This is a genomic window from Rhizobium sp. No.120, from assembly GCF_054558365.1.
In genome coordinates, this window is the sequence record NZ_BAAJNQ010000017.1 from 19,723 (window position 1) to 43,160 (window position 23,438).

Sequence of the window (23,438 nt, forward strand, 5' to 3'; positions counted from 1 at the left end):
CCGTCACGCTTCGCGCGGCGGGATGCGGGTGATGCGGGCACCCAGGGCGTTCAACCGCTCCTCGATGCGCTCATAGCCGCGCTCGATCTGCTGGGCATTGTTGATGACGCTTGTGCCCTCGGCGCACATGGCCGCGATCAGCATCGCCATGCCGGCACGGATATCCGGGCTTTCGAGCTGGGCGGCGCGCAGCTTGGAAGGGCCGGCAACGATGGCGCGATGCGGATCGCACAGCACGATGCGGGCGCCCATGGCGATCAGCTTGTCGACGAAGAACATGCGGCTTTCGAACATTTTTTCGAACATCAGCACGACACCATCGCATTGCGTGGCGGTGACGATGGCGATCGACATGGTGTCGGCCGGAAAGGCCGGCCAGGGCTGATCCTCGATCTTCGGAATATGGCCGCCGAAATCGGGCTGGATCTTCATCTCCTGGTCGGAACGAATGATGAGATCATCGCCATCGATCTGGCAGCGGATGCCGAGGCGCTCGAAGGTCATCAGCGTGGAGCGCAGATGCTCGACGCCTGCGCGGCGGATGGTGATTTCCGAGCCGGTGACGGCGGCAAGGCCGATCAGCGAGCCAACCTCATTGTGATCGGGGCCGATGCGATGCGATGCACCGCCCAGCCGCTGCCCGCCGTGAATGGTCATCATATTGGTGCCGACGCCCTCGATTCGGGCGCCCATGGCAATCAGGAAGCGGGCAAGATCCTGAACATGCGGTTCAGAGGCGCAATTGCGCAGGATGGTCGTCCCCTCGGCGAAAACGGCAGCGCAAAGGGCATTTTCAGTCGCCGTCACGGAGGGCTCGTCGAGGAAGACATCGGCGCCGCGCAGTCCTTCCGTGCGAAAGCTGTAGACGCTGTTGACCTCAATCTTGGCGCCAAGCTGTTCCAGCGCCAGGAAATGCGTATCGACGCGCCGGCGGCCGATGACGTCGCCGCCAGGCGGCGGCAAGGTGATCTCGCCGCAGCGCGCCAGCATCGGTCCGGCAAGCAGGATGGAGGCGCGGATGCGGGCACAGAGATCGGGATCGAGATTGGCGGGGCGAAGCTCACGCGCCTCGATTTCGAGTTCGTTGCGACCGAGCCAGCGCACTTTCGCGCCGACGGATTGAATCAGCTCCACCAGCGCCTCGACATCGCGAATGCGCGGCACATTGCTGAGCTCGACACGTTGATCGGTCAGAAGCGATGCGGCGATGATCGGCAATGCGGCGTTCTTGTTGCCGCTCGGCTCGATCTCGCCCGACAGCCTGAAGCCGCCCTCGACCACATATTGAATCCGCTCATGCGGCAGCGCCCGCGCCATGATTTCCGCCCTTCCTGATTTGTGTTTGTGGTCACCTCTGGGCCGGCATTGTGACATGCACATGACCGGCGAGAGGGACGTGAGATCAAATTTGCAGCCGAGACTAGCCGCTTGGCTTCGGCGAGAGAATCAGGGCGATTCGCTTATCGAAAGGGCAGCACGCGGTTGGGTGGGCGATGACCATCGATGAAGGTGCGGATGTTGATGATCACCTTGTCGCCCATGTCAATTCGGCCCTCGAGCGTCGCCGAACTCATATGCGGCAGGATGACCACCTTGCCCTCATTGGCGAGCTTCACCAGCTTCGGATTGACGGCCGGTTCGTTCTCGAAAACGTCAAGGCCAGCACCTGCGATCTTGCCTTCGCGCAGGATCTTGATCAGAGCTGCCTCGTCGATGACATCGCCGCGGGCCGTATTGACGATGTAGCTTGTCGGCTGCAGCAGTGCCAGGCGGCGGGCCGAGATGAGGTGATAGGTAGCCGGCGTCGACGGGCAATTGACCGAAACGATATCGACGCGGGCGAGCATCTGGTCGAGGCTGTCCCAATAGGTCGCCTCCAGCTCGTCCTCGGTCGCCGGATTGACCCGCTTGCGATTGTGATAATGGATCGACAGGCCGAATGCCTTGGCGCGACGAGCAACGGCGGTGCCGATCCGCCCCATGCCGACGATGCCGATGCGCTTGCCGTGGATGCGGCGGCCAAGCATCCAAGTGGGCGACCATCCGGCCCATTCGCCAGGGCTGTCCGTCAGCACGCGCGCACCTTCCGCCAGACGTCGCGGCACGGCGAGGATGAGCGCCATGGTCATGTCGGCCGTATCTTCGGTGAGCACATTCGGCGTATTGGTGACGGTGATGCCGCGCCGTGCTGCGGCTTCGACATCGATATGATCGGTGCCGTTGGAGAAGCTGGCAATGAGCTTCATCTGCGGGCCGGCTTCTTCGATGATCTCGGCGTCGATGCGGTCGGTGACCGTCGGCACCAGCACGTCGACGGAGCGAACGGCCTCGATCAATTCCTCCTTGGTGCGTGGGCGATCATCTATGTTGAGTTCGGCATCGAAGAGTTCGCGCATGCGCGTCTCCACCGCGTCAGGCAGTTTGCGCGTGACGTAGACCTTCGGTTTTTTCTTCGTCGTCATGGCGAGCGGCGATGCCTTGTTCAGATGTTCTTAACCAAGAAGCAGGATAATTTTCCCGTTCCGGGCATTTCTACCAGACCCGCAGGCGAAGACAAACAAAACTCGCTGACGCGATCCGAGGATTTGCCGCTCACCGGAGCGAAAGGTCGCCGGAATGGCGCCTTTGTCATGACGAACGAACGGAAATCCCATGCGTGGCAACGTCTTGAAGTCCTGCGCCATTTTCGCAATCGGCCTGATGATGGCCGCTGTGTCGGCCGATCTTGCCGCGGCCCAGGCCGCCAAGGGGCCGAGCGGTTTGCCGCTGCCGCGCTTCGTCACACTGAAATCGAAGCGGGTCAATCTGCGCATCGGCCCGAGCGCGGATTATGCCGTATCCTGGCTCTACCTCAAGCAGGGCCTGCCGGTCGAAATCATCCAGGAATATGATAATTGGCGGCGCGTGCGCGATGCCGATGGCACCGAAGGCTGGGTCAACCAGTCGCTGCTGTCAGGTCAGCGCTCGGCCATTGCTGCTCCGTGGATGAAGGGCAAGGGCAAGGCCGTCTTCGTCAACATGCGTCGCGAATCCCAGCCGTCCGCCGCCGTCATCGCCAAGCTTCAGCCCGGCGTGATGATGAGCGTCAAGGAATGCACGGGCGACTGGTGCCTCGTCACCGCCGACGGCACCGAGGGCTGGGTTGCGCAATCCGAGATCTGGGGCGCCTACCCCGGCGAAGCTTTCAAGTAACTTATTCCCAGGCGGTTTTTACGCTTAAACGATGATGCGACTTTTCCGGCACGATGATGTATCCGGTATGAGAAACGGAGACCGGTTACCTTGGCGTATGTGCTCGGCGTTCTTGGCGTTGCAGTCGCTACTTTCACATCGACGAACATAGACGATATTTTCGTGCTCCTCGGCTTCTTTGCCGATCCGAAGTTCCGCCTGAGGCAGATCATCATAGGCCAATATCTGGGTATTGGCGTTCTTTACGGCGTCAGTGCTATTGCCGCATTGCTCGTTCTCGTCATTCCCGCTGCTTATATCGGCCTGCTCGGCCTTGCGCCGATCTACTTCGGACTGAGGAGGTTGTGGGAGTTCTGGAACGGCGGAGAGGCCGACGACAATCCAGAGGATCATGCCAAGGCCTCGGCAGGACATGGAAACATCGTGGCGGTCGCCTTGGTAACGATCGCGAATGGCGGAGACAATATCAGCGTCTATACGCCGCTCTTTGCGACGCGATCGGCTTATGAGGTTTTGGCGATCGGCTGCATCTTCGCGGTACTGACGGCAGTTTGGCTGGGTGCAGCACATTCTCTCGTCAATCATCCGAAGCTCGGCGTCCCGATCAGGCGCCATGGGCATAGGGTCGTGCCGTTCGTACTGATCGCACTCGGCATCCTCATCCTCTATGAAGCGGGAACCGTGACGCTCTTTCGGTGACAGGCTTGCGCCGCTTCATAGCAAAATCCGCCCCGCGATCTGCCGGAGGCGGCTTCCATGATCTGCCGATAGGCGCCCCTGAAAACGAACTCCGTCAGAGAAGCCCGAATTCCTTGGCGGCCTCCGATAGCGACCGCATGGGCCGGGGGCCAATCTGCTCGATGACGATGGCAGCGGCGAGATTGCCGAGCTTGGCGCAATCTTCCAGGTCTCGACCCTGTGTGTAGCCGAAGAGGAAGCCGGCGGCGAAAAGATCGCCCGCGCCGGTCGTATCGACACGCTCCTCGATCGGATGAGCATCTACGACATAGCGCTCGTTGCCGCGTACGACGACAGCGCCATCCTTGCCCGTCGTCACGGCGGCGATCTTGCAATCGGCCGCAATGAGGTTCAGGGCCTTTTCGAAATCGTCGGTCTCGTAAAGCGAGAGGGCCTCGTCACGATTGGCGAAGACGATATCGACGGTGCCGGAGCGCATGAGGTCGAGGAATTCGTCACGGTAGCGGCCGACGCAGAAGCTGTCGGAGAGCGTCATCGACATTTCCCGGCCATTGGCATGGGCGATGCGGGCGCATTCGAGGATCGCTTCCTTGGCGCGTGGCGGGTCCCAGAGATAGCCTTCGAAATAGGTCACCTTGGCGTCGGCGACGACATCTTCCTCGACATCCTCCGGACCTAGCTCGACGCAGGCGCCGAGATAGGTGTTCATGGAGCGCTCGCCATCCTCTGTGACGAAGATCATCGAGCGCGCGGTCGGCGGGAAAGTGCCCTTCGGCTTGGTTTCGTAATGAACGCCCTGGGCGCGGATATCATGGCCGAAGATCTGGCCGAGCTGGTCTTCGGCAACCTTGCCGAAATAAGCAGCCTTGCCGCCGAAATTCGCCACTCCTGCCGCCGTGTTGCCGGCACTGCCGCCCGAGGCTTCCAGCGCAGGGCCCATGCGCGAATAGAGCAGCTCGGCGCGCTCGGCATCTATGAGGTTCATCGCGGCTTTGGTGATGTTGTTTTCGATCAGAAACTGATCGTCGCAACGGGCGATAATGTCGACGATAGCATTGCCAACGGTCAGTACGTCGAAGCGAGTCATCTATAGGAAGATCCCGGTATTGGTGATAGCCGGTATCCGGTAATATCGGTTTTTCTGAAGTTTTAAAGCAAAATCCGCGCCAACGCGGCCAACTTGATTCCAATCAGTCATTTGCCTGTTACTTTCTATCTTTAAATGCTCATCAAGCGGCTGGGATGGGAAGCTCGAAAGACTTCCAGGCCAGTCTGGGAAGGAATGATGCCTTCCGCCTCACCGGTACGCTGCCGACCACGGATGAACTGGCGGCATGTGCACCGGGGGGATCTCCCCACCGGGGCGAGATCGACAAGAGCGGGCCAAGCCCGCTTTTTTTGTTTTGCGGGTTTCCAGCCCGAGGCAAGCTGCTACAAGTTTCGGGTCCAATTCCTCGAAATCACGAGCTTCACACCCGCGTGTCCGAATTCCTCACAGACGTTCTTCCTGTCTTCCTGCTTATTCTCGTCGGCTGGGTCATCGTGCGCGCGGGTTTGCTGAAAACCGATGTCGGTGAAGCCATGAGCGAGTTCGTCTTCAAGGTCGCGGTGCCGCTGCTGCTGTTCCGGACCATCGCCGAAGCGGATTTTCGCGGTGCTTCGCCGTTTCGATTGTGGATCGCCTATTTCTCCGGCGTCGCCATCACCTGGACTGCCGGGCATATCGTCGCGACGCGGCTATTCGGGCGGGATGCGCGCATCGGCGTACTCGCCGGCGTTTCCTCGGCGTTTGCCAATACGATCTTCATCGGCCTGCCGCTGGTCGGGCGCACGGTGGGGCCTGACGGCGTCATGGCGATGTCGATCCTGATCGCCGTGCATCTGCCGACGATGATGATTGCAGGCACGCTGCTGATGGAACAGGCCGAGCGCAGGGAGAATGCCGGCGTCGGCCGCAGCACTGGCGAATTGCTGCGTCAGGTCGGCAGGAACCTCCTCCGCAATCCGCTCGTCATCGGGCTTTTCTGCGGTCTCGTCGTCCATCTGACCGGCCTTCCTATCCCCGCAACGCTTGGCACGGTCGTCGACAACATTGCCAACATCGCCGGCCCGGCGGCGCTGATCTCGCTCGGAATGGCGCTGCGCCAATATGGGCTGTCGGGCAATCTCGGCATCACCAGCGTCATCGCGGCCTTCAAGCTTTTTCTGCTGCCGGCCTGCGTGCTGGCTGCCGGACTTCTTCTCGGTCTGAGCCCGGAATGGCGGGCCGCACTCGTCCTCACGGCCGCCGTTCCTACAGGTGTGAACGCCTGGCTGATTGCCAATCGCTTCGGGGTGGGCCACAGTCTCGCCGCCTCGACGATTACCTTGACGACGGCGCTCGGGGCATTCTCGGTGTCGCTTTGGGCTTATCTGCTCGGATAGCCGACGCAGAGACCCGCCGATCGTAGCGACATCTCTCCGCTATCGGAGAAGCAGGCAGGAAAATGGTCATATATTTGCGCATCCCGGCCTTCCCATCCGGAGCGCAGCAAAGGATGGCACATGAACATTGCAACCCAAGTCACCAATCCCGCGTCAGCCTATGCGCAGAAGGTCTTCGTGCTCCAAGGCGGCGGCGCGCTCGGCTCCTATCAGGCAGGCGCGTTCCAGGCGCTCAGAGAACAGAATATCGAGCCGGACTGGATCGCCGGTATCTCGATCGGCGCGATCAACGCCTCCATCATGGCCGGCAACGTGCCCGGCGAACGGCTCAAGGCGCTGAGCTCCTTTTGGAACAAGGTAACTGTGCATCTCCCCGTCGATCTGCTGATGGAAAATCGGCGCGAGACAAATCCCTTCTACCGCACCGTCAGCAGCTGGTGGGTGTCAACCTTCGGCGTTCCAGGCTTCTTTTCCCCATGGCAGATCCCGGCCTGGTTCCAGACGCGCGGATCGGCGGGCGCAACCAGCATCTACGATACGGAGCAATTGCGCCAGACGCTGCTCGACCATGTGGATTTCGACCGGATCAATCACGGCCCGGTGCGTTTGAGCCTCGGCGCCGTCAATGTGCGCACCGGCAACTTCGCCTTCTTCGACAACAGGGACATCAAGATCGGGCCGGAGCACGTGATGGCAAGCGGCGCCCTGCCGCCGGGCTTTCCGGCCGTCAAGATCGGCAACGAGCATTACTGGGACGGTGGCCTCGTCTCGAACACGCCGCTCAGCTACGTGCTGCGCAATGGTGCCGATATCGATACGGTCGTGTTCCAAGTCGATCTCTTCAGCGCCGTCGGTCCCTTGCCGCAGGATCTCGAGGAAGTCGAGGAACGGCGCAAGGACATTACCTATTCAAGCCGCACCCGGCTCAACACCGATCTCTTCCTGGAGCGTCATCGCCTGCGGCGTGCAATATCTGATCTTTATGCGCGACTTCCCGAAGGGGCCAAGGCCGATCCGGAGATCAAAAAGCTGGAGCAGCATTGTTCCGATTACGGCGTCACCATCATCCACCTGATCTACCGCAACAAGCAATTCCGCTCGCATTCAAAGGATTACGAGTTTTCTGCGCTATCGATGCACGAGCATTGGGAAGCAGGCTTGCGCTATGCCCGCAAAGCGCTAATCGCGGAAGACTGGCGTACGCCTCCGAGCGCCGAGGACGGGTTGAAAGTCTTCGACCTCGATCAGCGTAGGGCCTCGCGCCGGCACGCGATCTGAACGATTAAACCCAAAAACGCGGTCCCGGCGACCGCGTTTTTCAATCGATCCAGTTAATTGGCTCAGTTCGTCGCAGCCGGTGCGTTCGGGTCCGGCAGCGGGACCTGCGTATCGGCAAGCGTACGCAGATAGGCGATCACATTTGCGCGATCCTCTTCCTTCGGCAAGCCGGCAAAGCCCATTGCCGTTCCGGCGACGAATTTCTTCGGTGCAGCCAGGAAGTGATAGAGGTGATCATAGGTCCATTTTTCCGAACCGCCCTTGGAAAAATCCTTCATGCCGGCCGAATAGGCAAAGCCCTCGTGCTCGGCGACCGGGCGGTCGACAATACCCCAGAGATCGGGGCCGACCTTGTTCGGACCACCCTTTTCTCCGGAATGACAGGCCTGACACTTCTTGAAGATCGTTTCGCCGGCCTTGGCATCAGCCTTCTGCAGGAGCTGAGCGATCGGCGTTTCCGCCTTGGCGGCCGCGCCCTTGTCACCGCCCGCAGCCGGCTCCTCGGTCGCGACGATGGCAAAACCGGGCTTTTCCGGCGCCTCTGAATGGAAAATAAATCCTGACGCGAGCGACACGGACTTCAACACGAACAGCGTGGCCAGAAGTGCCCCGACTCCCATGTTCACGTAGGATGAATTCATCTGCTATGCTCCCCTCGCCGCCAGCATCCTCCGCTGGCCCATCTTGAATTCGCGCGAAACCTATGTCTTTTGGCTGTTTCTTGCAACTCTGTAAACGGTCTCCACCATGAGACGTTTTGACACTTTTCCCTCGGGAATAGAAGGCCCAACAATGACTGATCCAAATTTAGACAAGACGCTGGTCCTCATTCCCGCCCGCATGGCCTCCACGCGCCTGCCGGGCAAGCCGCTCGCCGACATTTGTGGCCTGCCCATGATCGTACAGGTTGCCAAGCGCGCACGCGAGGCGGCGATCGGTCGCATCGTCGTAGCCGTCGACCATGAGGATACCTATGCCGCAGTCGCCGATGCCGGCTTTGACGTCGTCATGACGCGTGGAGATCATCAATCCGGTTCCGACCGCATCTATGAGGCGTTGCAGGCCGTCGATCCGCAAGGCCGGGCCGAAATCATCGTCAATGTGCAGGGCGACCTGCCGACGGTGGATCCCGAGACCATCCGAGCCTCGCTGCGCCCGCTCGAAAACCCGGCCGTCGACATCGCGACGCTCACCGTCGAGATCAAGGATGAAGAAGAAAAGACCCTGCCGAGCGTCGTTAAGGTCGTCGGCTCCCCGATTTCCGAAAATCGCCTGCGCGCGCTCTATTTCACCCGGGCCACTGCGCCCTATGGGCAGGGGCCGCTCTATCATCACATCGGCCTCTACACCTATCGCCGCTCTGCTCTCGAAAAATTCGTCAAGGCTGGACCGTCGCCGCTGGAGCGGCGCGAATCACTGGAGCAGTTGCGGGCGCTGGAGGCGGGCATGCGCATCGATGTCGAGATCGTTGACACGGTCCCGCTCGGTGTCGATACTCCCGCCGACCTCGAAAAGGCCAGACGCATCCTCTCCGCCGCTTCTCTCTGACGGCATTCCCCCAAGGGCAGTCCCATGATTACCAAGACCAACAAGATCTCCTTCCAGGGCGAGTACGGCGCCAATTCCGATATGGCCAGCCGTGACATGTTCCCGACCATGGAGCCGTTGCCCTGCCAGACCTTCGAGGATGCCCTCACCGCCATCGAGAACGGCGATGCCGATCTCGGCATGATCCCGATCGAAAACACGATCGCCGGCCGCGTCGCCGACATCCATCATCTGCTGCCGGAATCGCGCCTGCATATCGTCGGCGAATATTTCATGCCGATCCGTTTCCAACTGATGGTGCTGCCCGGCGTGAAGAAGGAAGAGATCCGCACGGTACACAGCCATATCCACGCGCTCGGCCAATGCCGTAACATCGTCCGCGCCAACGGCTGGAAACCGGTCATCGCCGGCGATACGGCAGGGGCTGCCAAGCTGATCAAGGAAACCGGCGACCGCAGCATGGCGGCGCTGGCGCCACGGCTCGCGGCCGATCTCTATGGGCTGGAAATCATCGCCGAGAATGTCGAAGACACCGAAAACAACATGACGCGTTTCGTCATCCTGTCGCGCGACGAGGATTGGGCGGAACGCAGCTCGGCGGACGAAAAGATCGTCACGACTTTCGTCTTCAACGTCCGCAACATTCCCGCCGCGCTCTACAAGGCGCTCGGCGGCTTTGCCACCAACGGCATCAATATGACGAAGCTCGAAAGCTATCAGCTGGGCGGCCGTTTTGTCGCAACGCAATTCTATGCCGACATCGAAGGTCATCCCGCCGATGCGCATGTGCGCCGCGCGCTGGAAGAACTGCGCTTCTTCTCCGAGAAGGTCCGGATCTTGGGCGTCTACAAAGGGCATCCCACGCGGGGCGATCTCTAAGTAGCGGTAATCATAATGCCTTGGTGACGAGTTCCCCTGCCCGCGCGCGAGCAGGGGTTAGGGTGCGGGGAAGGAGATGGCTTCTTACTTATCCGGCTCACAAACGCGCAGCCGATGGCCGTCCGGATCGAGCACGACGAAGGTTGGACCGAAATCCATGGTCGTCAGCTCCTGCGCGATCGGCAGGCCGCGTGCCTTCCAATCCTTGTAATGCTGCTCGACGGCGCCGGGGCCTTCGACCATGAAGCCCAGCTCGCCGCGATTGCCGATGGCGGAGGGCTGGGGCTCGACGCTGCTGCGGCGCCAGAGGCCGAGGCTAAGGCCGTTGTCGAGCGCAAAGGCCACGAAGTTCGGCGATGCGAATGCCGGCTCACGGCCGAAGAGATCGCGATAGAACGGCGTGCTTTCGCTGGGGTCCTTGACATAGAAGATGATGAGGTTGGGGCTGGTCATTTGGATGATCCTCTCGTTTGGATGAATTTAATGGCATGCGGATAGGGACCGGCGAACGGAGCAAAGTTCGCCTGACATGACTGTGTCATTGCCTGTTGGATGCTTGCGAAGATGCCGTTTCAAAGCGCATTGCACTTTTCGAATCGGCGTCTTGCGTTTGGATCTTTGATTATGCGTAGGTCGTTATCGCGAAGGCCGCGGCGAGGTCCCGTGGCGGGCCTCAGTGCATCCGATCTTCCTCTCGATACGGCGCACAACCGTCCAGGAAGCCAAGGTCCCGCTTCACGGAATCAGGCACTTCTTCGATATCGAGCCGATTCCACCGGTGGGAGAAATAGCCGAGCACGACCTCAAAGAGGCGAGCCGGCCATGACCCACGCTTGCCCCTGCGCGCGCCGACGTTTCCGCGATGCAGTTCTTTCGTTGTAATAAAAACAGTGCTTGCCATGATCGGTCCTCCTTCCTGATTGGATGGGCCCATTATAGCCAAGCCTACTGACAGTTTCTGGCAGTAGCGTTGCGTCAGACGGTCAGGTGTGGGCAATGCCCTCTTTGGCCTGCCATTCTCTTGCTAGGGCGACGCGGCGGCGTGGGTAACGCGCCTCGAGCACCGCGAAATCGACGATGCGGTCGGCGCGGAAATGGCGGAAATCCTGACGCAGCTCGCACCATGCCATAATGATGCGGGAGTTGTCGAAATAGCCGAGCGCGAAAGGCCAGATACGACGGGTGGAAATGGCGCCGTTCACATCCCCATAGGTCAGTTGCACCATACGTTCGGTGCGGATCGCCTTGCGCATCAGGGAGAGATCGGCCTTGTCTTCCGTGATGCGGCGTGTGCCGACGACCACGGCGGCCTGATCAATCGCCTCGCGCATCTCTGGAGGCAGAACGGCGGCGATCTTGGCGAGAGCATCGGTTCCGGCCGCCGCCAGGCGGGCATCGGTTGCTCGCGCCACCCATCGCGATCCCAGCACCAGCGCTTCGATCTCATCCTGGGAAAACATCATCGGCGGCAGCATGAAGCCGGGCTTCAGAACATAGCCGATGCCCGGTTCGCCCTCGATCATGGCGCCCTGCGACTGCAGGCTGGCGATATCGCGATAGAGCGTACGCAGGCTGACGCCCGTTTCCTCCGCCAGAACGGCACCGCTCACCGGACGACGATAGCGCCGCAGCGTCTGCAACAGCGTCAGCAAGCGTTCGGAGCGAGCCATGGCAGGATAGTCCTAGCGCTTCCATTCCACCCAGTCGCGCATCAGGCGATGGGCGATGGCGCCCTTGGGCGGAGAGGTATTGCCGGAGGCCGAGACGCGGTCGAGCATGGCGAGCGTCTCTTCCGGAGTAAACCAGCGGCAATCCTCAAGCTCGGCCTCATCCATATGGATTTCCATCGATTTGGCCTCGGCATAGCAGCCGATCATGAGGGAATGCGGCATGGGCCAGGGCTGCGAGGCGTGATAGCGCACACGGCCGATATGAATACCGGATTCCTCGAGTGTTTCGCGGCGCACCGCATTCTCGATGGTTTCACCCGGCTCGACGAAACCGGCGAGACAAGAATACATGCCCGGCGCGAAATGATGGCTACGGCCGAGGAGGCAGCGATTTCTTTCTTCATCGATACCAAGCATAATAACCACGGGATCTGTGCGCGGGAAAATCACATGTTCGCAAGCCGTGCAGATCCGCTTGTACCCGCCGATCCGGCTTTCCATGACCGAGCCGCAGCGTCCGCAAAAACGGTTGTCGCCGTTCCAGCGCAAGAGGCTCATGCCCTGCGCCGCTTCGCCTAGGATCTCGCCTTCCAGCAGGAGATCGCGCCAGAGAGAGCGCATATCAGCGGGTTTATACTGGCTCGCCAGTTCATCGGCATGTACACCAACAGGGACGGCAAGCCGGGGCTCGCCGGTCTTGCGGTAGCCGAGCAACACGGCCTCCTCCCAATTCGGGTCGAGCTCCTGCAGCTCGTAGCGGGCAAACAGCGGGTCGAGCACCTGGCCATCATGCTTCAAGACAAGCCGGTCCTGAGCGAAGGCCAGGATGTGCGTGCCTTCCTTGGCGAGCGCATGCTTGATCGATTCCTCGTCGCGATGCTCGGCATCCCGGTTGAGCTGGTTTTCCGCGAAAGCGGTGAGACTGCTGGCTTCCGGATGCGGGGCATCCGAGGAAAAGATGGAATGGCTCATTGTGAAAGCGTTTCCCGCAACTTGGCTATGAGGCTGTTCATGTCTTCGTCCGAATAGGGTTCCGCCTTGCCATAGCCCCAGACCGGGCCGGGCCAGTTGGCATCACCTTCGAACCGCGCGATGACATGAACATGCAGCTGCCGGACGATATTTCCAAGTGCCCCGAGATTGATTTTTGTTGCTCCCGTCACCGTCTTCAGGGCGCTTGCGACCTTATCCGTTTCGAAGGTCAGCAAGATCCGGTCGAGCGGGGTCAGCTCGAAGACCTCCGATTTGTCGGGCCGGCGCGGGATCAGCACCAGCCACGGCCAGCGGCTGTCTTTCATCAGCCTGACGTCGCAAAGGCCAGTTATGGTGACGGAAACGCTGTCATTCGCAAGACGATCGTCGAGCGTGAACTCCTTCAAGGGGGCATCCTCCATTGTTTTATCAAATGTTTAGCAGTTTTTTTTGACCTTGGCTTGCTTTTGATGACGATATTGCCGATATGTGCATCCGGGAGGTTGGTGGTGGACGAGCCACTCGCCAACCGGGTCAGGTCCGGAAGGAAGCAGCCCTAACGAGCCCGGCACGGGTCATTCGTGCCAGCCTCCCACCCTTTCCGAAAGCAAGACCCGGCTTTCCGGGCAACAAGCAGGGCGATGAGCGACACCGAGCGACAAGCAAAAGATGCCGCCTCGACCGGCACCGGCTACCGGGTGCTGGCCCGCAAATACAGACCCAAGGACTTCACGGACCTGATGGTTGGCCAGGAGCCGATGGTCCGTACGCTGACCAACGCGTTCGAGACCGGCCGCATCGCCCAAGCCTATATGCTGACCGGCGTGCGCGGTGTCGGCAAGACCACGACCGCCCGCATCCTTGCCCGCGCGCTCAACTACAAGACCGCTGACATCGATCGGCCCACCATCGACCTGCGCGAGCCGGGCGACCATTGCCAGGCAATCATGGAAGGCCGGCATGTCGACGTCATCGAGATGGACGCCGCTTCGCATACGGGTATCGACGATATCCGGGAGATCATCGAGCAGGTGCGGTATCGGCCGGTATCGGCGCGCTACAAGGTCTATATCATCGACGAAGTGCACATGCTGTCGACGGCCGCTTTCAACGGGCTGCTGAAGACGCTCGAAGAGCCGCCCGAGCATGTAAAATTCATCTTCGCGACCACCGAAATCCGCAAGGTGCCGATCACGGTACTGTCGCGATGCCAGCGCTTCGACCTGCGCCGCATCAGCGCCTCCGATCTCGTCGGGTTGTTCACCACCATTGCCGCCAAGGAAGGCATCGAGGCCGAGCCGGAAGCGCTCGCCATGATCGCGCGTGCCGCCGAAGGTTCGGCGCGCGACGGTCTGTCGCTGCTCGACCAGGCGATCGCCCATGGCAGCGGCTTCGTTGCCGCCGATGCGGTGCGTGCCATGCTCGGCCTTGCCGACCGCGCCCGCATTGTCGATCTCTTCGGCCATGTCGTCAAAGGCGATGTCTCGGCAGCCCTTGCCGAATTCAATAGCCAGTACGAGGCCGGCGCCAATCCCGTCGTTGTCTTGACCGACCTTGCCGATTTCACTCATCTCGTGACCCGCCTCAAATATGTGCCCGATGCCGCCGACGATCCGTCGCTCAGCGAAGTCGAGCGCACGAAAGCGGCGGAATTCGCGCAAGGCGTTGCGGTCACCGCACTTTCCCGCATCTGGCAGATGCTGCTCAAGGGCATTGCCGAGACTGAGAATGCCTCGCGCACCGCCGGCGCCGCCGAAATGGTGCTGATCCGTCTTGCGCATGCCGCCCACCTTCCCGCACCCGAAGATGCGGCACGCAGGCTTGCCGAATTTTCCGACACCAATGGCGGCTCCCGCCCCTCACCATCTTCGAGCGGCGGCAATGGCGGCGGCGCAGTGTCCTATCAGGGCAGCGCCATGGCCCGCGCGGTCGAAACGCCGGCGCCACGGCCTGCACCTTCCGCCCCGGTCGCCATGTTGCGCGCCGTGCCGAATACACAGCCGGATTCGCAGCCCGTCGGCCGCATCGAGACGAAACCAGCCGAAGTGCCGAAACCGCTCGTACCGGTCAATTCGATGGCTGATATCGCCGAACTTGCGAGCCAGAAGCGCGATCCGAAGATGAAGGCGCTGGTGCGTACCTTCGTGCGCCCGGTCAAGCTGGAGCCAGGAAGGCTCGATGTGAGCCTAGCCCCCGGTGCTCCCGGCACGCTGCTGAATGAGCTTGCCGTCAAGCTGAAGGAATGGACCGGCATCCACTGGATCGTCAGCCTCAGCCGCGAGGAAGGCCAACCGACGCTTGTCGAGGCCGAGGCGAACGCCCAGAAGCAGCGGGTCGCCGATGCGCGGCAAGACCCTGATGTCGCGGCGATCCTTGCGCAATTTCCGGGCGCAAAGATCATCGATGTGCGGGTGCGAGCTCCCGAAACGGACGAAGAGGATGAAGCTGCGGCTCCGCCGGCAATCGCCGAATCCGTCGATGGCGATATTCTACCCGGCGACGACATCGAATTCTAAGGCTAGGATGAATGCTGACGGAACCGCTTCGACTTGAAGCGGTTGACGACCACGACGACATATCCTGCCGCTCAAACAGAGACTTGGAGAAGAAGGACCAAAGACGATGCGCGACATCATGGGCATGATGGGCAAAGTGAAGGAAATGCAGGCGAAGATGGAGAAGATGCAGTCGGAGATCGCCGACATTCGCGTCGAAGGCAAGGCCGGCGGCGGCCTCGTCACCGTCACCGTCAACGGCAAAGGCCTGATGGTCGGCCTCAAGATCGACCCCTCGCTCTTCAAGGAAGACGATGTCGAGATCCTCGAAGACCTGATCGTCGCCGCCAACAAGGATGCTCAGGAGAAGGCTGAGGCGATCGCCGCCGAAAAGACGCGCGAACTGACCGCCGGCCTGCCGATCCCGCCTGGTTTCAAGCTGCCGTTCTGAGGCTGGACTATTTCTTTCAGCGTGCGGCCGCCTTGCGAATGAGATCGCGGCCTATCGCCTTTACAGGTTCGTTCCGTAGCACCAGCGATGTCCTCACCGCGCCGTGGCGGGCGATAGAATCAACGATGGTTTCAAGGTCTGATGGTGTCGGCACGAGAACCTTGAGCAGGAAGCAATCCTCGCCTGTCAGCCTCAGAACCTCGATAATTTCAGGCATTTCCGAAAACTGCTTCAGATACGGCCGGATATGCTCATGCGTGGTGCGCAGGCGGATCACTGCCATCATGCCGAGCCCGACGGCAGCGGGATCGACGACGGCGCGATAAGCTGCAATCACGCCACGCTCCTCCAGCCGCTTCAGCCGCTCCGATGCCGCCGGCTGCGACAGGCCGACACGACGGCCGAGCTCCGATACCGAAATTCGCCCGTCCTGCTGCAGGATTTCGATGATCGATAGATCCGTCGGATCCAGTCCTCTTTCAAAAGTATCCATCGCTCACCTTCAGTTCATCGGTTGGTGAAAGTTTTATCCGATGGATTGCAATGTCAATCCACGTCCCGGCATGCCAGCTTTTCTCCGTGAAAGACTATGGAGAAAGGATAGAGATGAGCGATATCATCACGCTACCGGGACTTGGCGGTTCGGGCCAAGGTCACTGGCAGACATTGTGGGAACGGGACGATCCGGCCATGCGACGCTTCCAGCCTTCCAGCTGGGACAGGCCAATACTCACGGATTGGATTGCCGCGCTCGAGCGCGAAATCTCGCGCTCCAAAACGCCGCCGATCCTGATCGCGCACAGCCTTGCCTGCCAGCTGATAGCCCATTGGGCGCCCATCAAGAAGGCGGCGATCCTCGGCGCGTTCATGGTGGCCGCGCCCGACCCTACAGGCGAAATCTATCTTGCCGAGGCCGGCAGCTTTGCCAATCCGCCACGGCAGCGGCTGCCTTTTCCATCCCTGCTTGTCGCCAGCACCGATGATCCTTTCAGCTCCTTCGACCATGCGCGTCGCAGCGCCGAAAGCTGGGGCAGCACCTTCGTCGATGTCGGGCCACACGGGCATATCAATGCGGCATCCGGACTGGGCAACTGGCCGGAAGGTAAGGCGATCTTCGGGCGTTTTCGCGCCGAGCTTGGCTGAACGCAAATCCTGCATTTGGAAAAGCCGCGCCGGAATGCTATCTCTGGCGCTCTTCTTCCAGATATCGTCCAGCCTGCCCTGTTGGAGGGAATGCGATGAGCCTATCGACGCTGCTTGTTTTTGCCGGTGCCTTGTTCATTGCGGCGGGATCGCCGGGACCGAACATCGCGGCACTCGTGGCGCGCGTGCTGACGAAAGGCGCGCGCAACGTGCTGCCCTTCCTCTCCGGCATGTGGCTCGGCGAGGCGATCTGGTTGACCTGCGCCGTTGCCGGCCTTGCGACCATTGCCGAAACCTTCCACCTCGCCTTCGTGGCGATCAAGTGGCTTGGCGTCGCCTATCTGCTCTATCTTGCCTGGAAGATGTGGTTTGCCTCCTCCGATACGGCGGGAGAGGAGTTGCCGGACGAGCAATCAGCCGTGCGGCTCTTCCTCGCCGGTTTCACGGTTACCATGGGCAATCCGAAGATCATGGTCTTCTATGTAGCGCTACTGCCCTCGATCATCGATCTGCACGGCGTGACGATTTCGGGCTGGGCCGAGCTGGTCGCGACGATGTTTGCGGTGCTCGTCATCATCGACCTCTCCTGGGCGATGCTCGCCGCCAAGGCCAGAACTTTCCTCAAGAGCCGCCGAGCCGTGCGCATCGCCAATCGTGCCAGCGCCGGCACCATGGCAGGTGCGGCTGTCGCCATCGCCATGCGGTGATTTCAGGCCGCTGCGTCGCTTTCGATGAACGCACGCAGCTTATGATGGATAGGCGTCGCCAGATAGCGCGCCCGATCCTGCGGCGACAATCGCCTCCCGAAGGTCGCCATCATTTCCGGCATCGTCACCCTCTCGCCGGCATAGGGCAGGTAGGTGACCGGCATGTCGGCGCTCACCGTGCCCCCCGCAAGAACGCGGCAATAGATGCCGGGCCGCCCGGCCCGGATGTATCGCTTGACGAATTGCGGATCATCCATCTTCGCCGCGAAGGTCGAGCAGGGAATGCGCGCGGAGCTCACTTCCAGAACAAGATCGCCGGCTATGAATCGATCGCCGACAGCGATCTCGCGATTGTCCAGGCCTTCGATGATGAGATTTTCACCGAAGATGCCCGGCTCCAGCGATCGCCCAAGCTCGCTTGCCCACCAGTCCAGCGTCAGCGAGCCCTCGAGATAGACGGCTTGATCACGGCCGCCATGATGCTTGCGATTGCAGATAGCATCGCCGAGCAGCCCCAGCTCGTCGATCATGACCGCACCACTGACTGCGTGCTTGTTGATCCCGGTCTTCGCCTTCTTGCCTGGCAGCGTTTCAGGGGCACCGCGGCACACGGCCAGAATTTTCATCGCTCAACCGTTCCTTCCGAGATTCCGTTCTTGAAGCTTATGAGCTAAAAGCCTCCCATGGCAAAGCGAGTCACCGGCCCCGAAATCGAAAAACTCATCCAGCTCCTGGCGAAAGTGCCGGGCCTTGGGCCGCGTTCGGCGCGCCGCGCGGCGCTGCATCTGATCAAGAAGAAGGACCAGCTGCTCGGGCCTCTGTCCCATGCCATGGGCGATGCCTATGACAAGGTGAAGATCTGCTCGCGCTGCGGCAATGTCGATACCGTCGACCCCTGCACCGTCTGCACCGACGATCGTCGCGATCAGTCCGTTATCATCGTCGTCGAGGATGTCTCCGATCTCTGGGCTCTGGAACGATCTGGCGCGATGAACGCCGCCTATCACGTTCTCGGCGGCGTCCTGTCGCCGCTCGACGGCGTCGGGCCTGACGATCTCAATATTCGCGGATTGATCGCCCGCGTCGGCGAAGGCGGCGTCCGCGAGATCATCATCGCCGTCAATGCGACGGTCGAGGGGCAAACCACAGCACACTATATAACCGATCAGCTCGATGGCCTCGAGGTCAAGATCACCCGTCTTGCCCATGGTGTGCCCGTTGGCGGCGAGCTCGATTATCTTGACGAAGGCACGCTTGCGGCGGCGCTGAGGGCGCGGACGGCGATTTGAGAGCCGCGACAAAGGAAAGAGTATGAGGAGAGTTTTTACCCCCCTCCGTCAGCTTCCGCTGAGATCTCTCCCACAAGGGGGGAGATTGGTGGCCCGCAGCGGCGATCTGCCTCAAACCAATATCCCGCCTGCAGATGCCGAGGGAAATTTCGCGGATAACGGCGGCAGCGAACTCCCAACAATCTCCCCCCGAGCGGGGGAGATGTCGCGAAAGCGACAGAGGGGGGTATCAGCGGCTCGGCATGCACAAAGGCTGCTTTCCCTACTCTGCGCCTTCCTCCTCACCCTTCTCCCCCTCCCCGCACTCGCCGCCTCGAAAGCCGATGTCGAAGCGCAGTTTCAGGCCTGGATTCAGAAGGATCTCTGGCCGGAAGCGCGAAAGGCGGGGATTTCGGAAAAGACCTTCCAGGCAGCTTTCGCCGGCGTGATGCTGAACTGGGATCTGCCTGACCTCGAGCCGCCGGGTTTCCCGAAACCGAAGCAGCAGGCACAGAGCCAGGCCGAATTCTCGTCCCCCGCCCCATACTTCAATGAGGGACGGCTGCAGAAACTGGCGGTAACCGGGCGAAGTCTCGCCTCGCAATATGGGCCGGTGCTACGGCGGATCGAGAAGGCCTATGGCGTACCGGGGCCGATACTGCTGGCCATCTGGGGGCGGGAAACCGGTTTCGGCATCGCCAAACTGCCGAATTCCGCAATTCAGGTCCTGGCGACCAAGGCCTTCATGTCGACCCGCAAGGACATGTTCCGCAACGAGCTGATCGCTGGGCTGCGCATCCTCGAGCATGGCGACGTCACGCCTGATCAGTTCAAGGGCTCCTGGGCCGGTGCACTCGGCCAGCCGCAGTTCATGCCGACCAACTACCTGAAATATGCCGTCGATTTCGATGGCGACGGCCATCGCAACATCTGGACTTCGGTGCCGGACACGCTGGCATCCATAGCCAACTATATGGTTCAGAAGGGCTGGCAGCGCGATCGTGGCTGGGGATACGAAGTGACGATCCCGCAAAATGTCTCCTGCGCGCAGGAAGGGCCTGATCTCGCCAAGCCCATCTCTCAATGGGCCTCGCTCGGGATCAAGCCGGTTTCCCGCAAGGCCCTTCCGGCAGACGAAATGCGCGCCAGCGGCATGATGCTGGTCCCGGCCGGCCGCGATGGGCCGGAATTCATCGTCACGCCGAATTTCTACGTCATCAAGGAATACAACAATTCCGACCTCTACGGCCTCTACATCGGCAATCTCGCCGATCGTATCGCCAATGGCAGCGGTGCCTTCCAGGAAAAATGGGGCGATGTCGGCAAGATGCTGCGCTCCGACGTCGCCAACATGCAGAAGGCTTTGGAGCGCAAGGGTTATGATGTCGGCGGCACGGACGGCCTGCCGGGCTACAAGACCCGGCGCTCGATCGGCCAATGGCAGGAAAAGAGCGGCATGAAGCCCACCTGCTATCCCGACAGCTCCATGCTCGGTGTGCTGAAATAGCTGCGGAAACGCCTTTCGGCGCGAATGCCTTGCAATTTGCCGGAAAGAGGCTTATATCCGCATCAAATTCTTGATCGTGTGATGAAGAGTGGGCCGCAAGGACCCGCTCTTTTTTATTAGCGCGATCTCCCAATGCATGAACAATGCGGAGTGAATGCTTGTCGGACGTGACAAACGCAGACAATACCAATGAACCCCGGCTGATCGTCGAAACCGGCCTTGATCAGCGCGTCGCCGCGATCATCGAGCCCGTGCTTGTGGGCATGGGCTTCCGTCTGGTGCGCGTTCGCCTCCTCAATCTGAACGGCCTGACGCTGCAGGTCATGACCGAGCGTAACGACGGCACCATGACCGTCGAGGACTGCGAAGAGGTCTCCATGGCCATTTCTCCGGTCCTGGATGTGGAAGATCCGATCGATAAGGCGTATCATCTCGAAGTGTCTTCGCCAGGCATCGACCGCCCGATGGTGCGAAAGTCAGATTTCCAGCGCTGGATCGGCCACCTCGTTAAGTGCGAAACGTCGATCCTCGTCGATAACCGCAAGCGTTTCCGCGGCAAGATCGTCGCAGTCGATGCGGATGGTTTCACGATCGAGCGCGACCAGGTTACCCGTGGCGAAGAGCTCAAGGTGACCATTCCGTTCAGCACCTTGGCCGAAGCCAAGCTGATCCTGACGGACGATCTCATCCGCGACGCGCTGCGCGCCGACAAGCTGGCGAAAGCCGAGGCAGCGAACCAGAACGAAGCGGACGACGAAGAAGAATAACCGATCAACGAACCGCCTGACGGAACGGGAAACCTGAAGGCAGGAAGACGGAGACTAAGAACAATGGCAGTCAGTGCGAACCGGCTAGAACTTCTGCAGATCGCAGATGCAGTGGCGCGCGAAAAGGTCATCGACCGCGAGATCGTGCTTGCCGCAATGGCGGATGCGATCCAGAAGGCCGCGCGCTCGCGTTATGGCACGGAATCGAACATCCGCGCCGACATCAATCCGAAGACGGGCGAAATCCGACTTCAACGCCTGCTCGAAGTGGTCGAGAAGGCCGAGGACTATTCCACGCAGATCCCGCTGGAACTGGCCCGCGACCGCAATCCCGACGCAGCCCTTGGCGATTTCATCGCCGATCCGCTGCCGCCAATGGATTTTGGCCGCATCGCTGCCCAGTCGGCCAAGCAGGTCATCGTGCAGAAGGTGCGCGAAGCCGAGCGTGACCGCCAGTTCGACGAATTCAAGGATCGCGTCGGCGAAATCGTCAACGGCACCGTCAAGCGCGTCGAATACGGCAACGTTATCGTCGACCTCGGCCGTGGCGAAGGCATCATCCGCCGCGACGAAATGATCCCGCGCGAAAACTTCCGCTATGGCGATCGCGTCCGCGCCTATGTCTACGACGTCCGCCGCGAGCAACGCGGCCCGCAGATCTTCCTGTCGCGCACGCATCCGCAGTTCATGGTCAAGCTCTTCACCATGGAAGTGCCCGAAATCTATGACGGCATCATTCAGGTGAAGTCGGTTGCCCGCGATCCGGGTTCTCGCGCCAAGATCGCCGTCATCTCGAACGACTCGTCGATCGATCCGGTCGGCGCCTGCGTCGGTATGCGCGGTTCGCGCGTCCAGGCCGTCGTCGGCGAGCTGCAGGGCGAAAAGATCGACATCATTCCCTGGTCCAGCGAGCCGGCGAACTTCGTCGTCAACGCGCTGCAGCCGGCCGAAGTCGCCAAGGTCGTTCTCGATGAGGACGCCGAGCGCATCGAAGTCGTGGTGCCGGACGAGCAGCTTTCGCTCGCCATCGGCCGCCGCGGCCAGAACGTCCGCCTCGCTTCGCAGCTGACAGGCTGGGATATCGACATCATGACGGAAGCCGAGGAATCGGAGCGCCGTCAGAAGGAATTCAACGAACGCACCAACCTGTTCATGGACGCGCTCGACGTCGACGAAATGGTTGGCCAGGTTCTGGCCTCGGAAGGCTTTGCCGCTGTCGAGGAACTGGCTTACGTCGATCTCGACGAAATCTCCTCGATCGACGGCTTCGACGAAGATACGGCGCAGGAAATACAGACCCGTGCCCGCGAATATCTCGAAAAGCTCGAAGCCGAGATGGACGAGAAGCGCAAGGCGCTCGGCGTCTCCGACGAACTGCGTCAGATCAACGGCATGACCGCACAGATGATGGTCGCCCTCGGCGAGGACGGCATCAAGACGATCGAGGACTTTGCCGGCTGCGCCGCTGACGACCTCGTCGGCTGGAGCGAACGCAAGAACGGCGAAACGAAGAAGTTCGAGGGCCTGTTCTCCAAGCTCGAAGTCTCGCGCGTCGAAGCCGAACAGATGGTCGTGCAGGCTCGCCTGCTGGCCGGCTGGATCACCGAAGCCGATCTCGCCGCCGAAGCCGAAGAGGCATCGGAAGGTGAAGGCGAGGCCGAGCAGGAAGCATGATGAGCGCAGAGGGGCCGAAGGCCGCGCCCGAAGACGACGATCTTTCGGGTGACGGCGCAAATGGCCGTATGTGCATCGTAACACGCGAAAGCGGATCGCCGGATGAGCTGATCCGCTTCGTCGCCGCTCCGGACGGAACAGTCGTTCCGGATCTGAAGCGGCAGCTGCCGGGACGCGGATGCTGGGTCAAGATCGACCGGGCGCTCGTGGACAAGGCAGTGGCAAAGAAGTTGTTCTCCCGCGCCCTGAAGGCGGAGGTGACCGCGCCGAGCGATCTCGGCGCCACCGTCGACCGCCTTCTTGCGGCGCAACTGGCCGGGATGATGAACATGGCACGCAAGGCGGGCCAATTCGTATCCGGCTCGTCGAAGGTGGATGGCGCCGTTCGCAACGGCTCGGCACTTGCCGTGTTCCATGCGATGAACGCCGCCGCCGATGGCGTGCGCAAGATCGATCAGGCAAGGAAGGCCTGGCATCTCGGCATGGAGACCGAAGCGGAAATACCGTCCTTCCGTGTCTTTACGGAGGCGGAAATGGACGAACTGATGGGCCAGAATGCTTTTATCCATGCCGCGGCGCTTGCAGGGCAGGCGGGTGAGGGTGTAGTGAAGCGCGCAAACCTGCTCGAACGGTACCGCAACGGCGGTCAGTCCCGGGCAACGGGCGGCGCTGGCCGGCGAAAACAATGACGCGGTCACCGGCCTTTGCCGGACGCCTCATTAAGGTACATGCATTGAACGACAGGGTCTGACGGACATTTCCGT

General features: G+C 61.0%; 26 protein-coding genes and 1 other RNA gene. 16 read left to right on the forward strand and 11 right to left on the reverse strand.

The window, feature by feature from the left end:
- Positions 1-3 precede the first annotated feature (3 nt).
- On the reverse strand, positions 4-1,317 hold the full coding sequence (murA, locus tag ACYJRZ_RS28400) for a UDP-N-acetylglucosamine 1-carboxyvinyltransferase (protein WP_459464360.1): 1,314 nt from the start codon (positions 1,315-1,317) through the stop codon (positions 4-6).
- A 143-nt stretch (positions 1,318-1,460) separates the two neighbouring features.
- On the reverse strand, positions 1,461-2,462 hold the full coding sequence (locus tag ACYJRZ_RS28405; protein ID WP_459464362.1) for a 2-hydroxyacid dehydrogenase: 1,002 nt from the start codon (positions 2,460-2,462) through the stop codon (positions 1,461-1,463).
- Positions 2,463-2,652: 190 nt separating this feature from the next.
- Between ACYJRZ_RS28405 and ACYJRZ_RS28410 the strand changes: the two genes are divergently transcribed.
- Both ACYJRZ_RS28410 and ACYJRZ_RS28415 read left to right on the forward strand, forming a co-directional pair.
- Entirely contained in the window at positions 2,653-3,192 is a 540-nt protein-coding gene (locus ACYJRZ_RS28410; RefSeq protein ID WP_113330920.1) for an SH3 domain-containing protein, read from the forward strand.
- A 99-nt stretch (positions 3,193-3,291) separates the two neighbouring features.
- Entirely contained in the window at positions 3,292-3,891 is a 600-nt protein-coding gene (locus ACYJRZ_RS28415) for a cadmium resistance transporter (protein ID WP_459464484.1), read from the forward strand.
- A gap of 94 nt (positions 3,892-3,985) precedes the next feature.
- On the opposite strand, the gene ACYJRZ_RS28420 is transcribed toward ACYJRZ_RS28415, so the two are convergent.
- Positions 3,986-4,978: an adenosine kinase gene (locus ACYJRZ_RS28420; RefSeq protein WP_459464365.1), complete on the reverse strand. Its 993-nt coding sequence runs from the start codon at positions 4,976-4,978 to the stop codon at positions 3,986-3,988.
- A gap of 392 nt (positions 4,979-5,370) precedes the next feature.
- On the opposite strand from ACYJRZ_RS28420, the gene ACYJRZ_RS28425 reads away from it, so the two are divergent.
- Entirely contained in the window at positions 5,371-6,315 is a 945-nt protein-coding gene (locus tag ACYJRZ_RS28425) for an AEC family transporter (protein ID WP_459464367.1), read from the forward strand.
- A 120-nt stretch (positions 6,316-6,435) separates the two neighbouring features.
- The gene (locus tag ACYJRZ_RS28430; protein WP_459464369.1) at positions 6,436-7,593 is read left to right on the forward strand and encodes a patatin-like phospholipase family protein; all 1,158 of its coding nucleotides are present in this window, start codon (positions 6,436-6,438) and stop codon (positions 7,591-7,593) included.
- A gap of 62 nt (positions 7,594-7,655) precedes the next feature.
- Here the strand turns inward: ACYJRZ_RS28430 and ACYJRZ_RS28435 are convergent, their stop codons facing one another.
- A complete protein-coding gene (locus tag ACYJRZ_RS28435; RefSeq protein WP_095433515.1) occupies positions 7,656-8,234 on the reverse strand; it encodes a c-type cytochrome in 579 nt (192 codons plus the stop codon).
- A gap of 151 nt (positions 8,235-8,385) precedes the next feature.
- Between ACYJRZ_RS28435 and ACYJRZ_RS28440 the strand changes: the two genes are divergently transcribed.
- Together ACYJRZ_RS28440 and ACYJRZ_RS28445 are read left to right on the forward strand one after the other, a co-directional pair.
- Positions 8,386-9,141, forward strand: a complete 756-nt coding sequence (locus tag ACYJRZ_RS28440) for a 3-deoxy-manno-octulosonate cytidylyltransferase (protein ID WP_459464371.1) — start codon at positions 8,386-8,388, stop codon at positions 9,139-9,141.
- A 24-nt stretch (positions 9,142-9,165) separates the two neighbouring features.
- On the forward strand, positions 9,166-10,020 hold the full coding sequence (locus ACYJRZ_RS28445; protein ID WP_459464373.1) for a prephenate dehydratase: 855 nt from the start codon (positions 9,166-9,168) through the stop codon (positions 10,018-10,020).
- Between the two features lie 84 nt (positions 10,021-10,104).
- Here ACYJRZ_RS28445 and ACYJRZ_RS28450 read toward each other — a convergent pair whose 3' ends face one another.
- The 5 genes from ACYJRZ_RS28450 to ACYJRZ_RS28470 form a co-directional block, all read right to left on the reverse strand.
- Positions 10,105-10,473 carry a VOC family protein gene (locus tag ACYJRZ_RS28450; protein ID WP_459464375.1) on the reverse strand — a complete coding sequence of 123 codons (369 nt, stop codon included), beginning with the start codon at positions 10,471-10,473 and terminating at the stop codon, positions 10,105-10,107.
- Positions 10,474-10,693: 220 nt separating this feature from the next.
- Positions 10,694-10,921: a hypothetical protein gene (locus ACYJRZ_RS28455; protein ID WP_459464377.1), complete on the reverse strand. Its 228-nt coding sequence runs from the start codon at positions 10,919-10,921 to the stop codon at positions 10,694-10,696.
- Between the two features lie 82 nt (positions 10,922-11,003).
- Positions 11,004-11,690 carry a helix-turn-helix transcriptional regulator gene (locus ACYJRZ_RS28460; protein ID WP_459464379.1) on the reverse strand — a complete coding sequence of 229 codons (687 nt, stop codon included), beginning with the start codon at positions 11,688-11,690 and terminating at the stop codon, positions 11,004-11,006.
- 12 nt (positions 11,691-11,702) lie between these two features.
- A complete protein-coding gene (nudC, locus tag ACYJRZ_RS28465) occupies positions 11,703-12,662 on the reverse strand; it encodes an NAD(+) diphosphatase (RefSeq protein WP_459464381.1) in 960 nt (319 codons plus the stop codon).
- Positions 12,659-13,069, reverse strand: a complete 411-nt coding sequence (locus tag ACYJRZ_RS28470; protein WP_459464383.1) for an HIT family protein — start codon at positions 13,067-13,069, stop codon at positions 12,659-12,661. The genes nudC and ACYJRZ_RS28470 overlap by 4 nt, the downstream gene beginning before the upstream one ends.
- 91 nt (positions 13,070-13,160) lie before the next feature.
- Between ACYJRZ_RS28470 and ffs the strand changes: the two genes are divergently transcribed.
- The 3 genes from ffs to ACYJRZ_RS28485 all read left to right on the forward strand — a co-directional run bounded on the left by ffs (position 13,161) and on the right by ACYJRZ_RS28485 (position 15,608).
- Positions 13,161-13,258, forward strand: an RNA gene (ffs, locus tag ACYJRZ_RS28475) — signal recognition particle sRNA small type.
- A gap of 45 nt (positions 13,259-13,303) precedes the next feature.
- Positions 13,304-15,178, forward strand: a complete 1,875-nt coding sequence (locus ACYJRZ_RS28480) for a DNA polymerase III subunit gamma/tau (protein ID WP_459464385.1) — start codon at positions 13,304-13,306, stop codon at positions 15,176-15,178.
- A gap of 106 nt (positions 15,179-15,284) precedes the next feature.
- On the forward strand, positions 15,285-15,608 hold the full coding sequence (locus ACYJRZ_RS28485; protein ID WP_037155519.1) for a YbaB/EbfC family nucleoid-associated protein: 324 nt from the start codon (positions 15,285-15,287) through the stop codon (positions 15,606-15,608).
- A gap of 16 nt (positions 15,609-15,624) precedes the next feature.
- Here the strand turns inward: ACYJRZ_RS28485 and ACYJRZ_RS28490 are convergent, their stop codons facing one another.
- On the reverse strand, positions 15,625-16,101 hold the full coding sequence (locus ACYJRZ_RS28490; protein WP_459464387.1) for an Lrp/AsnC family transcriptional regulator: 477 nt from the start codon (positions 16,099-16,101) through the stop codon (positions 15,625-15,627).
- 113 nt (positions 16,102-16,214) lie between these two features.
- Here ACYJRZ_RS28490 and ACYJRZ_RS28495 point away from each other — a divergent pair, with 113 nt between their 5' ends.
- Positions 16,215-16,751, forward strand: a complete 537-nt coding sequence (locus ACYJRZ_RS28495; protein ID WP_459464389.1) for an RBBP9/YdeN family alpha/beta hydrolase — start codon at positions 16,215-16,217, stop codon at positions 16,749-16,751.
- Positions 16,752-16,846: 95 nt separating this feature from the next.
- Positions 16,847-17,458 carry a LysE family translocator gene (locus ACYJRZ_RS28500; protein WP_459464391.1) on the forward strand — a complete coding sequence of 204 codons (612 nt, stop codon included), beginning with the start codon at positions 16,847-16,849 and terminating at the stop codon, positions 17,456-17,458.
- Positions 17,459-17,460: 2 nt separating this feature from the next.
- Here ACYJRZ_RS28500 and ACYJRZ_RS28505 read toward each other — a convergent pair whose 3' ends face one another.
- Positions 17,461-18,084 (reverse strand): MOSC domain-containing protein, encoded by a 624-nt coding sequence (locus tag ACYJRZ_RS28505; protein WP_459464393.1) that lies wholly within the window; start codon positions 18,082-18,084, stop codon positions 17,461-17,463.
- A 57-nt stretch (positions 18,085-18,141) separates the two neighbouring features.
- On the opposite strand from ACYJRZ_RS28505, the gene recR reads away from it, so the two are divergent.
- The 5 genes from recR to ACYJRZ_RS28530 all read left to right on the forward strand — a co-directional run bounded on the left by recR (position 18,142) and on the right by ACYJRZ_RS28530 (position 23,363).
- On the forward strand, positions 18,142-18,747 hold the full coding sequence (recR, locus tag ACYJRZ_RS28510) for a recombination mediator RecR (protein WP_112338892.1): 606 nt from the start codon (positions 18,142-18,144) through the stop codon (positions 18,745-18,747).
- Positions 18,748-18,949: 202 nt separating this feature from the next.
- Positions 18,950-20,233 carry a lytic murein transglycosylase gene (locus ACYJRZ_RS28515; protein ID WP_459464396.1) on the forward strand — a complete coding sequence of 428 codons (1,284 nt, stop codon included), beginning with the start codon at positions 18,950-18,952 and terminating at the stop codon, positions 20,231-20,233.
- A 158-nt stretch (positions 20,234-20,391) separates the two neighbouring features.
- A complete protein-coding gene (rimP, locus tag ACYJRZ_RS28520; protein ID WP_459464398.1) occupies positions 20,392-21,000 on the forward strand; it encodes a ribosome maturation factor RimP in 609 nt (202 codons plus the stop codon).
- Between the two features lie 63 nt (positions 21,001-21,063).
- Positions 21,064-22,674: a transcription termination factor NusA gene (gene nusA, locus ACYJRZ_RS28525; RefSeq protein ID WP_069613595.1), complete on the forward strand. Its 1,611-nt coding sequence runs from the start codon at positions 21,064-21,066 to the stop codon at positions 22,672-22,674.
- Positions 22,671-23,363 (forward strand): RNA-binding protein, encoded by a 693-nt coding sequence (locus ACYJRZ_RS28530; RefSeq protein WP_069613594.1) that lies wholly within the window; start codon positions 22,671-22,673, stop codon positions 23,361-23,363. The genes nusA and ACYJRZ_RS28530 overlap by 4 nt, the downstream gene beginning before the upstream one ends.
- Positions 23,364-23,438: the final 75 nt, after the last annotated feature.